This is a genomic window from Enterobacter sp. H2G27, from assembly GCF_054403075.1.
The window spans coordinates 4,008,297-4,021,271 of record NZ_JBSVSI010000001.1 but is presented as its reverse complement, the minus strand read 5'-3'; the positions used below and the strand labels follow the sequence as shown (position 1 = coordinate 4,021,271).

Genomic DNA, 12,975 nt, shown 5'->3' with positions numbered 1-12,975 from the left:
AACGATTTATGAATGTTAAAAAAATGCCCCTCCGGGGAGGGGCATCAGGATTAACGCATGGTCACAAACTCTTCCGCGGCCGTCGGGTGGATTGCCACAGTATTATCGAAGTCTTTCTTGGTTGCGCCCATCTTCAGCGCCACGGCGAAGCCCTGCAGGATCTCATCCATGCCGAAGCCAATGCCGTGGATACCGACAATCTTCTCTTCCGGGCCGACGCAGACCAGCTTCATTCGGCATGGCTGACGGTGCGAGGTGACGGCGGTATACATTGCGGTGAACGCCGATTTATACACTTTCACCTGGTCGTCGCCGTAATGCTCGCGCGCCTGCGGCTCGGTTAAGCCGACGGTGCCGATTGGCGGATGGCTGAAGACCACGGTCGGGATGTTGCTGTAGTCCAGATGCTCGTCCGGCTTGTTGTTAAACAGGCGCTCGGAGAGACGACGACCCGCCGCAACGGCGACCGGCGTCAGCTCAACCGCACCGGTATTGTCGCCGACCGCGTAAATGCCCGGTACGCTGGTGTTCTGGAATTTATCGACGACGATATAGCCTTTTTCGTCGGTTTTCACGCCAGTCACGCCCAGGTTGAAGTTATCGTTCGCCGGTTCACGGCCAATCGCCCAGATCAGGCAATCAACGGTCTGGCTGCGACCATCTTCCAGCTCAAGCGTCAGGCTTCCGTCCGCGTTTTTCACCACCGCTTTTGGTACGGCGTTGGTGTGCAGGGTTGGGCCTTCGGTGTTCATCACTTCAACCAGCGTATCGACAATCAGCGGGTCAAAACTGCGCAGCGGCGCGTGTTTACGTACGAACAGGTGCGCTTCTGCGCCCAGGCCGTTAATCACTCCGGCCAGTTCAACCGCGATGTATCCCGCGCCTACCACGGCAACGCGCTGAGGCAGGGCTGGCAGCTCGAAGAAACCGTCGGAGTCGATGCCGTATTCCACGCCCGGGATGTTCGGATGGCTCGGACGACCGCCGGTGGCGATCAGGATGTGATCGGCGGTGATCGTCTCGCCGTTCACTTCGATCGTTTTCGCGTCAACGAAGCGAGCGAAACCGTGGATAACGTCGACGTTATTTTTCCCCAGCACGTTGTCGTACGAGGTGTGAATGCGATCGATGTACGCGGTACGGCTGGCGATCAGCTTGTCCCAGTCGAAGCGGTTGATGGTGGTGTCAAAGCCGTAGTCCGGGCCATACATATGGATAGCTTCACGGATCTGCGCCGCATGCCACATCACCTTCTTCGGTACACAACCCACGTTCACGCAGGTGCCGCCCAGCGCTTTGGCTTCAATCAGCGCGCACTTCTGGCCGTACATGGCCGCGCGGTTGATGGAGGCGATGCCGCCGCTGCCGCCGCCGATTGCGATGTAGTCATAATGCTTAGTCATAGCTTTTGTCCTTAATCGTGAATTGCCGCGATTGTATACCTGAAATCAATAGTTTCCACCGATGGCTGCGATTACTCCGGCACTATCCAACTGACGGTAGCGTGGCCTGTACCCGCCGGCACCAGCGTTTTATGCAGCCACGGCAGCACGTTGTTCATCTGCGCTTCGAGCTTCCACGGCGGGTTGATTACAATCATGCCGGAGGCGGTCATACCGCGCTGATCGCTGTCCGGACGTACCGCCAGCTCGATCTGCAGGATCTTGCGGATGCCGGTCGCTTCCAGGTCTTTGATCATGCGTTTGATCTGCGCGCGCAGCACCACCGGGTACCACAGGGCATAGGTGCCGGTAGCAAAGCGCTTGTAGCCTTCGTGGATACCCGTCACCACCGCCTGATAGTCGGTTTTGATTTCGTACGGCGGGTCGATGAGCACCAGGCCGCGACGGGAAACCGGCGGCAGTTTGGCCTTCAGCTGCTGGTAGCCGTCGGCTTTTTCGACGCGGGCGCGGCTGTCTTTCTGGAATTCTGAACGCAGCAGCGGGAAGTCGCTCGGGTGCAGCTCGGTCAACTGGATGCTGTCCTGCTCGCGCAGCAGCTGGCGGGCAATCAGCGGCGAGCCCGGGTAATAACGCAGCTGGCCGTTGCGGTTGAAGTGATTCACCACGCCGATGTACGGCTCCAGCTCGGCAGGCAGGTCGTCCTGCTGCCAGATGCGGGCGATCCCTTCCAGATATTCACCGGTACGCTCGGCATGCTCACCGCTCAGCTGATAACGGCCCGCGCCCGCGTGGGTGTCCAGATAGAGAAACGGCTTCTCTTTCTCTTTGAGCGATTCGATGATCAGGCTCTGAACGGTGTGTTTAAGGACGTCGGCGTGGTTGCCTGCGTGGAAGCTGTGGCGATAACTGAGCATGGGTAATGATATTCCGCTGAATTGACGATTTGCCACAGTTTACAGCAGAACGGCAAAGATTACCCGTAGGCCCGGTAAGCGCAGCGCCACCGGGCTCTTTTCGACAACGTCTGGCATTGAAATCCTCTACACTTAACCCCATTCTAGATCGCATATGCACAGCGCCGGATGCGCGCTTCATTCATCTTATTCAACAGGACAGCGTTTATGACCAATCCATTACTGACGCCTTTTTCGTTGCCGCCGTTTTCTAAAATCCTCCCCGAGCATGTGGTTCCAGCCGTTACGCAATCCCTGGACAACTGCCGCGCGGCGGTAGAAAGCGTGGTAGCGCAGGGCGCGCCGTACACCTGGGAAAATCTGTGTCAGCCGCTGGCCGAAGTGGACGACGTGCTGGGGCGCATCTTCTCCCCGGTGAGCCACCTGAACTCGGTAAAAAACAGCCCGGAGCTGCGCGAAGCCTACGAGCAAACCCTGCCGCTGCTCTCTGAGTACAGCACCTGGGTCGGCCAGCACGAAGGGCTCTACAAAGCCTACCGCGACCTGCGCGACGGCGACCATTATGCCGAACTGAACACGGCGCAGAAAAAATCGGTCGATAACGCCCTGCGTGATTTCGAGCTGTCCGGGATTGGCCTGCCAAAAGAGAAACAAACCCGCTACGGTGAAATCGCCGCGCGCCTGTCCGAGCTGGGTAACCAGTACAGCAACAACGTGCTCGACGCCACCATGGGCTGGACGAAGCTGATTACCGACGAAGCGGAGCTGGCAGGCATGCCGGAAAGCGCGCTGGCGGCGGCAAAAGCCCAGGCCGAAGCGAAAGAGCAGGACGGGTTCCTGTTAACCCTGGATATCCCGAGCTATTTGCCGGTGATGACCTACTGCGACAACCAGGCCCTGCGCGAAGAGATGTACCGCGCCTACAGCACCCGCGCCTCCGATCAGGGGCCAAACGCCGGTAAGTGGGATAACAGCCCGGTCATGGCGGAAATCCTCGCCCTGCGCCACGAGCTGGCCCAGCTGCTGGGCTTCGAAAACTACGCCGATAAATCCCTCGCCACCAAAATGGCGGAGAACCCGCAGCAGGTGCTCGACTTCCTGACCGATCTGGCGAAACGCGCCCGTCCGCAGGGTGAAAAAGAGCTGGCCCAGCTGCGCGCCTTCGCGAAAGCGGAGTTCGGCGTGGACGAGCTGCAGCCGTGGGACATTGCTTACTACAGCGAAAAACAAAAGCAGCACCTCTACAGCATCAGCGACGAGCAGCTGCGCCCGTACTTCCCGGAAAACAAAGCCGTGAACGGCCTGTTTGAAGTGGTGAAGCGCATCTATGGCATCACCGCCAAAGAGCGTACCGATATCGACGTCTGGCATCCGGACGTGCGCTTCTTCGAACTGTATGACGATAAAAACGAACTGCGCGGCAGCTTCTACCTCGATCTTTACGCGCGTGAGAACAAGCGCGGCGGGGCGTGGATGGACGACTGCGTGGGCCAGATGCGTAAAGCAGACGGTTCTCTGCAGAAGCCGGTCGCCTACCTGACCTGTAACTTCAACCGTCCGGTGAACGGCAAACCTGCGCTCTTTACCCACGATGAAGTGATCACCCTGTTCCACGAGTTCGGTCACGGCCTGCACCATATGTTGACCCGCATCGAAACCGCAGGCGTGGCAGGCATCAGCGGTGTGCCGTGGGATGCGGTCGAGCTGCCAAGCCAGTTTATGGAAAACTGGTGCTGGGAGCCGGACGCGCTGGCGTTTATCTCCGGCCACTACGAGACCGGCGAACCGCTGCCTAAAGAGCTGCTGGACAAAATGCTGGCGGCGAAAAACTACCAGGCGGCGATGTTTATCCTGCGCCAGCTGGAGTTCGGACTGTTCGACTTCCGCCTGCACGCCGAGTTCAGCCCGGAGCAGGGTGCGAAGATTCTTGAGACCCTGGCCGAGATTAAAAAGCAGGTCGCCGTGATCCCTGGGCCAACCTGGGGCCGCTTCCCGCACGCGTTCAGCCACATCTTCGCTGGCGGCTACGCGGCGGGTTACTACAGCTACCTGTGGGCCGACGTGCTGGCGGCGGATGCCTTCTCTCGTTTCGAAGAAGAGGGGATTTTCAACCGCGAAACCGGCCAGTCGTTCCTCGACAATATCCTGACCCGCGGCGGTTCCGAAGAGCCAATGGTGCTGTTCAAACGCTTCCGCGGCCGCGAGCCGCAGCTGGATGCGATGCTTGAGCATTACGGGATCAAAGGCTGATTGTTACGTGAAGATCTGCTTAGTAGATGAAACGGGCGCCGGAGACGGCGCCTTATCTGTTCTGGCCGCCCGCTGGGGGCTGGAACATGATGAAGATAACCTGATGGCGCTGGTGATGACACCAGAACACCTCGAATTACGTAAACGCGATGAACCGAAGCTCGGCGGGATTTTCGTCGATTTTGTCGGCGGCGCGATGGCGCACCGGCGCAAGTTCGGTGGCGGTCGTGGTGAAGCGGTTGCCAAAGCGGTTGGCATCAAAGGGAGCTACCTCCCGGACGTGGTCGATGCCACGGCGGGGCTGGGGCGCGATGCGTTTGTGCTGGCGTCTGTCGGCTGTCGCGTGCGGATGCTGGAGCGTAATCCGGTGGTCGCTGCGCTGCTCGACGACGGGCTGACGCGAGGCTATGCGGACCCGGAAATCGGCCCGTGGTTGCAGGAACGATTGCAGCTGATTCACGCCTCCAGCCTGACGGCGCTGACGGATATCACCCCGCGCCCGCAGGTCGTCTATCTCGACCCGATGTTCCCGCACAAGCAGAAAAGCGCGCTGGTGAAGAAAGAGATGCGGGTGTTTCAGTCTCTGGTGGGGCCTGATTTGGACGCGGATGGCCTGCTGGAGCCGGCTCGTCAGCTGGCGACGAAGCGGGTAGTGGTGAAGCGTCCTGACTATGCACCGCCGCTGGCGGACGTGGCGACCACTAACGCGGTGACCACCAAAGGGCACCGGTTTGATATTTATTCGGGGACACCGGAATAAAAAAAGCCGGGTGGCGGCTTCGCCTTACCCGGCCTACATTTAGTGCCGCCTGTAGGCCCGGTAAGCGTTAGCGCCACCGGGTTTTTTTGCACTTACTCGTCTTCTTCGTCACGCAGTGGAACAATCAGCATATCCACGTGGACGGTATTGATCAGCTGGCGCGCGGAAGACATCAGCTTGCTCCAGAAGTCCTGATGGTGACCGCACACCACCAGGTCCATGTCATATTTCTTGATCGCATCAACCAATACCTGGCCCAGGTCACCGCTGCCGCTCAGGGTTTCGGTAATCGGATAACCCGCGTTGGTGGAGAGTTCGCTCAGGGCGTGGTGCGTCTCTTCGGAGATACGCTTCTGCATATCGCCCAGATTGACGTCGATCAGACCGGTGTAGAGGTCGGAGTAATTCACGTCAACGTGAATCAGCGAAACTTTCGCGTTGTAGGGACGTGCCATGGATACCGCTTTATCAACCAGCACTTTGCTCTCCGGGGAGAGGTCTACCGCGATGAGAATGTGTTTGTAAGCCATAGTGTTACTCCTTCCTTAAGTTATCGATGACTAAATAGGAAAGCCGTCGTCTGATGCTTTCATTACGGCCCAGTTAAACATATTTTTCAAGCTTTGGTGTTGATAACGATTAACCTTGTGGCAAAAAAATTAACGGATCTCCTACACTATTAAATGAGCCGTTCGGATATTAAAACGCGAACCGGATCGACTTTTGGTCATTCTTTCACTGAACTGTCTGTCAGGGCATTGGGGTGCGGTAGCTCAGAAGCCTTGCTTCGTGGGCGGACGCCGGGGAGGATGTATGATTAGCACCGTCGCATTGTTTTGGGCGTTATGCGTAGTTTGCATAGTGAATATGGCGCGCTACTTCTCATCGTTACGTGCGCTGTTAGTGGTACTTCGTGGTTGCGATCCGTTGCTTTATCAGTATGTGGACGGTGGAGGGTTCTTCACCTCGCATGGACAGCCCAGCAAACAGATGCGTCTGGTGGGATACATCTACTACCAGCGCTACCGCGATCATCACGATGAAGAATTTATCCGTCGCTGCGAGCGCCTGCGTCGTCAGTTCATTTTGACCAGTGCCCTGTGCGGGCTGGTCGTCGTCAGCATGATTGCATTGATGATTTGGCACTGATCACCACAGCAGGCGGGGTCAGCCCCGCCTTCTTTCCTCTGGTTCAGGGCTTAACTGAGAACCGAAGATCGGAGATATTGGTCTCAATCGAAGTAACCTTCCCGCTATAGGCGATGTTAACGTCTCCGTTTGTATCAATGCTGGCCGCAGTAATTGTACCCGTACCTTCAATGACAGGATGCTTCTTAGCCAACTGATGGATAATGTCGGTGTCTTTCCCTGTTATCTTTTCCGAGAGATAGTAACGGTAGATTGTGGGTACGGTGGCGCCACCCTGATTGTTCACGGTCATATAGAGCCAGACGCTGTCAGATAATTTATAAGCGTGTTGAAGTGCATCGTTATTTCGCTGATTGGGCTGGTGGTTTAGCCACACAAATCCAATGACCAGAGCCAGAAGCGAAACCGTAACAAGGCGATGAATCCATTTAGTAGCCGTTTTGAATGGCATACTCTATTCCTTCTCTGATATTGCGTTGGTCCGTTGGATCGTCCCCGTAAGGCGGCTTTTCGTACCATTTTCCCCATTCAGGTTTTGATGTGCCAGCACGGCTTTGAGCCCAACCTGCTCCCATAAGAAGGATGTTTGCAGGAATGCCTGCTGCAGTTCCGGCGGCTCCGAAGTTGAAATTACCAAATGCAGCAAAATAAGGGTCGAACTTTTTGTAACCCCAGGGACCACCATTTCGGACTTTTTGGTAGAACCAGTAATACGTTGAGGGAGTGGCCATATTGCGTGACATTCCGTTAAGGCGTGCCTCACGCATATTGTTCGCTATAACGATTGAACCCGGTCCTGAGATAGGGACAGAAGCCATACATTCTCCTTTGTCTGGTTTTTCTTCTGACCGTCATCATAGTGTTATCTTCGCAATTCTTTTGAGCAAAAAATGTTCAGGAAATCCTAATGTTATAAAATGTTCGATTGCAAATAACAGCCATAAAAAAGCGGGTCAATTTCCTGACCCGCTTTTTTGTCGCCTTCAACCGATTAAATCAGCTTCAGCGAAATCCAGTACAGCCCGCCAGACAGCAGGATTGAAGCCGGAAGGGTGAACACCCAGGCCATCAGAATGTTGGTCACGGTTTTGCGCTGCAGGCCGCCACCGTCAACAATCATGGTACCTGCTACGGACGAGGAGAGTACGTGGGTGGTGGATACCGGCATACCGGTGTAACTCGCCAGACCGATAGACACTGCCGCCGTCATCTGCGCGGACATACCCTGCGCATAGGTCATGCCTTTCTTACCGATCTTCTCGCCGATGGTGGTCGCCACACGACGCCAGCCAATCATCGTACCGATACCGAGCGCCAGCGCGACGGCCATGATGATCCAGATTGGCGCGTACTCAATGGTGTTGAGCATATCGCCTTTCAGTTTCTTCAGCAGACGCTGGTCGTCAACATTCACGTCAGGCAGCTTCGCCACTTTATCCGTCACATCAGAGATGCACAGCATAATGCGACGCAGCTGACCACGCTGCTCAACGGTCAGTTTGTCATAACTTTCGATATTGCCCAGCATCCCTTTGGCACGTTCCAGCGCGTTAATCGCGTTTGCCGGATGGCAGTGGAACTCGCCGGGTGCAGTAGTGGCACCGGCTTCCGGAGAAGGGATCAGCTGGTCAACGCCGGTCGCTTTTTTCAGCAGCTCAGGGTGCTGCTGGAAATAGGTTTCAACGTTGTTTACCGCATCACGGGTTCGGGTGATTTCGTAGCCGGAGGCATTCATGTTGACCACGAATCCTGCCGGTGCAACGCCAATCAGTACCAGCATCACCAGACCAATGCCTTTCTGACCATCGTTCGCGCCGTGTGAGAAGGCCACGCCGATAGCGGAAATGATCAGGGCAATACGCGTCCAGAATGGCGGCTTTTTCTTGCCGTCTTTCTTTTCACGCTCTGCTGGCGTCAGGTGAATACGGGAGCGTTTTTTGGTATTGCTCCAGTAACGACGCAGGATGAAGATCAGCCCGCCCGCCACCACCAGACCCACGATAGGGGAGACGATGAGTGAGGCAAAGATCCCCAGTACTTTCGGGATATTTAACGCATCAACAACCGAGGTACCGGTCATGAGGGCGTTGGTTAACCCGATACCGATAATCGCGCCGATGAGGGTGTGAGAACTGGATGCAGGCAGGCCGAAATACCAGGTACCGAGGTTCCAGATAATTGCAGCAAGCAGCATTGAGAACACCATAGCGAGGCCATGGCCAGAACTAACGTTAAGCAGCAGATCCGTTGGCAGCATATGCACAATCGCATACGCAACGCTCAGCCCGCCCAGGAGGACACCAAAAAAGTTAAATACTGCCGCCATAACAACCGCAAGCTGCGATCGCATTGCGCGAGTGTAGATAACCGTCGCTACTGCGTTTGCAGTGTCGTGGAAGCCGTTGATCGCTTCGTAAAACAGTACAAAAACCAGAGCAAGCAATAATAAAAGCCCGGTATGTAAATCCAGGCCGGCAAACAAATGTAGCATAGGACGTTACGCCATTTTGAGGACATGAACGCGGCGCATTATCCAGGACAAATGCGCGGCGGGCAAAGTGAAATATAGACTTTTTTTGACATACCACCTGATTTGAGAAAAGGGCCAGAAAGGATATTCTTTAAATTTCAATGAAATGGCTTTGTAATATCTTTTTACGCTGGTGTGACCACATAGGAAACTTTACAATCCGCGGCAGTTAACAAAGAGGGTTTTAACGTGGAAAGGTTTGATGCCGTGGTAATTGGCGCCGGTGCGGCGGGTATGTTTTGTGCGGCAATGGCCGGACAGGCGGGTCGTCGCGTGCTGCTGCTGGATAACGGTAAAAAGCCAGGCCGTAAGATCCTTATGTCCGGCGGCGGGCGCTGCAACTTTACTAATCTGTATGTTGAACCCGCGGCCTATTTGAGCCAAAACCGTCATTTTTGTAAATCTGCGCTGGCGCGTTATACCCAGTGGGACTTTATCGACCTGGTCGGTAAGCACGGCATCGCATGGCATGAGAAGACGCTGGGACAGCTGTTCTGCGACGACTCCGCGCAGCAGATTGTCGATATGCTGGTGGCCGAGTGCGAGAAGGGCGGCGTCGTCATGCGCCTGCGCACGGAAGTGCTGGAGGTCGCCCGCGACGACCAGGGCTATACGCTGCAGCTGAACGGTGAAACCGTCAGTGCTGACAGCCTGGTGATCGCCAGCGGCGGCCTGTCGATGCCGGGGCTGGGTGCCTCCCCGTTCGGCTATAAGATTGCCGAACAGTTTGGCCTTAAAGTCTTGCCTACGCGCGCCGGGCTGGTGCCGTTTACCCTACATAAACCGCTTCTTGAACAGCTTCAGACGCTGTCCGGCGTGTCTGTTCCCTCGGTCATTACCGCCGAAGACGGGACGGTGTTCCGCGAAAATCTGCTCTTTACCCATCGCGGCCTCTCCGGCCCGGCGGTACTGCAAATCTCCAGCTACTGGCAACCGGGTGAGTTCGTCACGGTTAACCTACTTCCGGAGTGCGATCTGGATGTTTTTCTTAACGAGCAGCGTACCGCGCACCCGAATCAAAGCCTGAAAAACACCCTGGCAATGCAGCTGCCAAAACGTCTGGTGGAATGTTTGCAGGCGCTGGGGCAGATCCCGGACGTGTCGCTTAAGCAGTTGAATAGCCGCGAGCAGGAAACGCTGGTCGAGACCCTGACAAACTGGCGCGTTCAGCCAAACGGCACCGAAGGCTACCGCACGGCAGAGGTCACGCTGGGCGGGGTCGATACGAATGAGCTCTCGTCCCGCACCATGGAAGCGCGCAACGTGCCGGGGCTCTATTTTATTGGCGAAGTGATGGACGTGACCGGCTGGCTCGGCGGGTACAACTTCCAGTGGGCATGGGCAAGTGCCTGGGCGTGTGCTCAGGCGCTGGCAGAGGACAAGTGACCTAAGCGCGCTGCCACTCGTCACGGTTGGCTTTATGGGCTGACGGTGGTTGCGTCCGTCACGGCCAGAATATTGCTCGCGGCCACGGTCCCCATCTTGATATATGACGCTGCGGTAACGCCGCCAATATGCGGTGAAATAACCACGTTTTCTACGGACTGCCAGAGGTGCGGCGCCGTCAGCGGCTCGTGGGGAAAGCTGTCCAGCGCCGCGCTGTGCAGCGTGCCATCCCGGAGCGCCGCCAGTAACGATTCACTGTGGATCAGTCCGCCGCGTGCCGTGTTGACCAGAATGGCGTTCCGCTTGCAGTGTGCAAGCGTCTGGCTATTGATCATTCCCCGATTCTCATCGGTCAGCGGACAGTGCAAAGAGATAACATCGGAACGGGAAAGAAGTCCGTTCAGCGTTTCTGCGCGTTCGCACAGGGCAGGCATGGTCTTAGCATAGGGATCGTAAGCCAGCACCTTCATGCCGAAAGCGTGACCAATAGTCGCCACGCGCGAGCCGATAGCACCCAACCCAATTAGCCCTAACGTTAAGCCCTCCAGCTCAATGGATTTATGCGTCGCCTTATCCCAGTGCCCGTCTCGCAGCCGCTTGTCCAGAGGCACCACTGACTTTGCGCAGGCCAGGAGCAGCGCCCAGGTATGTTCAGCCACTGCCGCCGCGTTTGCGCCAGGCGCAGAGCGGACGGCGATGTTGCGCTCGGCTGCTGCCTCCTGGTCTATCACATCGATCCCGCTTCCGTGCTTGGAAATAACCTGCAGAGCCGGAGCCGCATCCATGACCTTCGCGGTGATCTTGCCGTAACGTACCAGGATTGCCACAGGATTGTGTCGTTTACACAGCGCGATCAGGTCATCTTCTGTGGGCTGACGGCCCGCAAACACTACCTCAAAACCCTGCAACATCACCATGGCCTGCTCCGCCAGGTCGCTACCGGTAACCAGTACTACGTCTTTGCCCCCCATCACAGCGTCTCCCCGTCAGCTAACATTCCTGCTTTACGAAGCGCGTCATCAAGCCAGTGTGGACGTAAATCGCCTTCACGGATGGCGGCAAGGCGCCGGGTCTCCATCTCCAGCTTTTCTTTTGCCAGAGCGATAACCTCCTGAACCTCATCTCGCGGGATAACGACCACGCCGTCGATATCCGCGACAACCAGATCCCCGGCCTGAACCGTCGCCCCGGCGACTGAAATGGGATGATTAACCCGGCCAGAGATTAACTTTGTCGGGCCGCAGGGGTTCAGACCGGCAGAAAAGACGGGGTAGTGACCTTTGCTCAGGGTATCGGCGTCACGTACAGCGCCATCAATAATAATGCCCGCAATGCCGCTCGCCTGAGCCTGAGTGGCCATGATTTCCCCAAGCAGCGCGCAGCTCAGGTCGCCTTTGCCATCGACGATCAGGACATCGCCGGGCTGCGCCACGGCCATCGCGGCATGAATCGCCAGATTATCACCCGGACGGACTTCCACGGTGACGGCCGGACCCGCAACGGACATGTGTGGGGCCAGTGGTTTGATGCGGCCATGAAGCGTACCGCGGCGACCGGCCACGTCGGCCAGAATAGCTGCCTGATACTCGGCAGCCCGACGAACGTCCTCGGCAGAAACGCGCTCGAACTGGCGATTAATCGGTTTTTTTTCAGTAACGGACATAAATGCCTCCATGTTGTTTTACTGAGTAAAATGCAGGTGTACAGAACAAAACAACTATAGCGGTGTTGCTTTCCTTTTAGCCAGACCCGAGGTGGCGTTTGTGATGTAAACACGAAGTGACTCACAAAATTTGAGGTACACTCACTGCCGGGCTAACAAGGAGATAATGATGGGGAATGAAGGCGTTGTAGCGGTTGAAAAAGCGCTGGCTTTACTGGATTGCTTCCGTCCTGGGGATGAGAGCCTGACGCTGACCGCGCTGGCACAGCTGTCGGGTTATCACAAAACCACGGTTTACCGCCTGATGAATTCTCTTGAACGGATGAATTACGTCGTCAGGCATGAAGACGGCAATTATGCGCTTGGCCCACGTCTGCTTTACCTCGGCAAGCTGTATGAACAATCTTTCCATCTTTCCCGGGTGGTTCAGCCAGAGCTTCAGGCGCTCTCCCTGGCGTCTCAGGAAAGTGCCAGCTGGTATGTGCTGGAGGGCGGGCAGCGCCTTTGCCTGTTTCGCGCGGAAGCGTCGCACGGCCTGCGACACAGCAATCTTCCCGGCAGCCAGTTCCCGCTCGATAATTCGGCCATCAGTAAGGTCTTGCGCCATTGGGGGCTCAATGAGAGCCTGCCGGAGGGAGACGCTGAACTCCCTTTCTACACGTCAGGCGCACGCGATCCCCACACCGCGGCGTTTGCGATGCCCGTCTTCGGCGTTCACGACAAGCTGGTTGCGGCGTTAGCCCTGACCGGCCCCATCTCGCGGCTGACGGAAGATCGTCGTGAGAAGGAGATAGGCCCGTTGATGAAGGCGGCGGCCAGCCGTCTGTCGCAGAAAATGGGAGCCAGTAAGCCCTTCTGTCAGCAGTTCTTTGGTGAAACGAGCGACGCGGCGGAAGAAAATCTTTAAACGCAGAAGCGGG

13 protein-coding genes are annotated in these 12,975 nt (G+C 56.6%); 5 read left to right on the top strand and 8 right to left on the bottom strand.

The features are described from left to right. Nucleotides 1–50 precede the first annotated feature (50 nt). Together gorA and ACW9E7_RS19210 are read right to left on the bottom strand one after the other, a co-directional pair. Nucleotides 51–1,403, bottom strand: a complete 1,353-nt coding sequence (gene gorA, locus ACW9E7_RS19215) for a glutathione-disulfide reductase (protein ID WP_458728219.1) — start codon at nucleotides 1,401–1,403, stop codon at nucleotides 51–53. Nucleotides 1,404–1,474: 71 nt separating this feature from the next. After that, on the bottom strand, nucleotides 1,475–2,317 hold the full coding sequence (locus ACW9E7_RS19210; protein WP_047652937.1) for a 23S rRNA (adenine(2030)-N(6))-methyltransferase RlmJ: 843 nt from the start codon (nucleotides 2,315–2,317) through the stop codon (nucleotides 1,475–1,477). A gap of 207 nt (nucleotides 2,318–2,524) precedes the next feature. Between ACW9E7_RS19210 and prlC the strand changes: the two genes are divergently transcribed. Both prlC and rsmJ read left to right on the top strand, forming a co-directional pair. Then, complete coding sequence (gene prlC / locus ACW9E7_RS19205) at nucleotides 2,525–4,567, top strand: oligopeptidase A (protein WP_458728218.1); 2,043 nt, start codon at nucleotides 2,525–2,527, stop codon at nucleotides 4,565–4,567. 7 nt (nucleotides 4,568–4,574) lie between these two features. Then, the gene (gene rsmJ, locus ACW9E7_RS19200; protein ID WP_017384177.1) at nucleotides 4,575–5,327 is read left to right on the top strand and encodes a 16S rRNA (guanine(1516)-N(2))-methyltransferase RsmJ; all 753 of its coding nucleotides are present in this window, start codon (nucleotides 4,575–4,577) and stop codon (nucleotides 5,325–5,327) included. Between the two features lie 92 nt (nucleotides 5,328–5,419). On the opposite strand, the gene uspA is transcribed toward rsmJ, so the two are convergent. Then, a complete protein-coding gene (gene uspA, locus ACW9E7_RS19195; RefSeq protein ID WP_003861223.1) occupies nucleotides 5,420–5,857 on the bottom strand; it encodes a universal stress protein UspA in 438 nt (145 codons plus the stop codon). Nucleotides 5,858–6,140: 283 nt separating this feature from the next. Between uspA and uspB the strand changes: the two genes are divergently transcribed. Next, nucleotides 6,141–6,476, top strand: a complete 336-nt coding sequence (gene uspB / locus ACW9E7_RS19190) for a universal stress protein UspB (RefSeq protein ID WP_003861224.1) — start codon at nucleotides 6,141–6,143, stop codon at nucleotides 6,474–6,476. Between the two features lie 43 nt (nucleotides 6,477–6,519). Here the strand turns inward: uspB and ACW9E7_RS19185 are convergent, their stop codons facing one another. The 3 genes from ACW9E7_RS19185 to pitA all read right to left on the bottom strand — a co-directional run bounded on the left by ACW9E7_RS19185 (nucleotide 6,520) and on the right by pitA (nucleotide 8,967). Continuing rightward, entirely contained in the window at nucleotides 6,520–6,927 is a 408-nt protein-coding gene (locus ACW9E7_RS19185) for a hypothetical protein (RefSeq protein ID WP_127732549.1), read from the bottom strand. Beyond that, on the bottom strand, nucleotides 6,905–7,294 hold the full coding sequence (locus ACW9E7_RS19180) for a polymorphic toxin type 44 domain-containing protein (RefSeq protein ID WP_458728217.1): 390 nt from the start codon (nucleotides 7,292–7,294) through the stop codon (nucleotides 6,905–6,907). Before ACW9E7_RS19180 ends, ACW9E7_RS19185 begins: the two co-directional genes overlap by 23 nt. Before the next feature lie 173 nt (nucleotides 7,295–7,467). Continuing rightward, nucleotides 7,468–8,967 carry an inorganic phosphate transporter PitA gene (pitA, locus tag ACW9E7_RS19175; protein WP_127732547.1) on the bottom strand — a complete coding sequence of 500 codons (1,500 nt, stop codon included), beginning with the start codon at nucleotides 8,965–8,967 and terminating at the stop codon, nucleotides 7,468–7,470. 228 nt (nucleotides 8,968–9,195) lie between these two features. On the opposite strand from pitA, the gene ACW9E7_RS19170 reads away from it, so the two are divergent. Then, entirely contained in the window at nucleotides 9,196–10,392 is a 1,197-nt protein-coding gene (locus ACW9E7_RS19170; RefSeq protein WP_458728216.1) for a BaiN/RdsA family NAD(P)/FAD-dependent oxidoreductase, read from the top strand. Between the two features lie 32 nt (nucleotides 10,393–10,424). Here the strand turns inward: ACW9E7_RS19170 and ACW9E7_RS19165 are convergent, their stop codons facing one another. Beyond that, complete coding sequence (locus ACW9E7_RS19165) at nucleotides 10,425–11,363, bottom strand: NAD(P)-dependent oxidoreductase (protein WP_458728405.1); 939 nt, start codon at nucleotides 11,361–11,363, stop codon at nucleotides 10,425–10,427. Next, nucleotides 11,363–12,055 (bottom strand): RraA family protein, encoded by a 693-nt coding sequence (locus ACW9E7_RS19160; RefSeq protein ID WP_458728215.1) that lies wholly within the window; start codon nucleotides 12,053–12,055, stop codon nucleotides 11,363–11,365. The genes ACW9E7_RS19165 and ACW9E7_RS19160 overlap by 1 nt, the downstream gene beginning before the upstream one ends. Before the next feature lie 169 nt (nucleotides 12,056–12,224). On the opposite strand from ACW9E7_RS19160, the gene ACW9E7_RS19155 reads away from it, so the two are divergent. Continuing rightward, entirely contained in the window at nucleotides 12,225–12,962 is a 738-nt protein-coding gene (locus ACW9E7_RS19155) for an IclR family transcriptional regulator (protein ID WP_021242157.1), read from the top strand. Nucleotides 12,963–12,975: the final 13 nt, after the last annotated feature.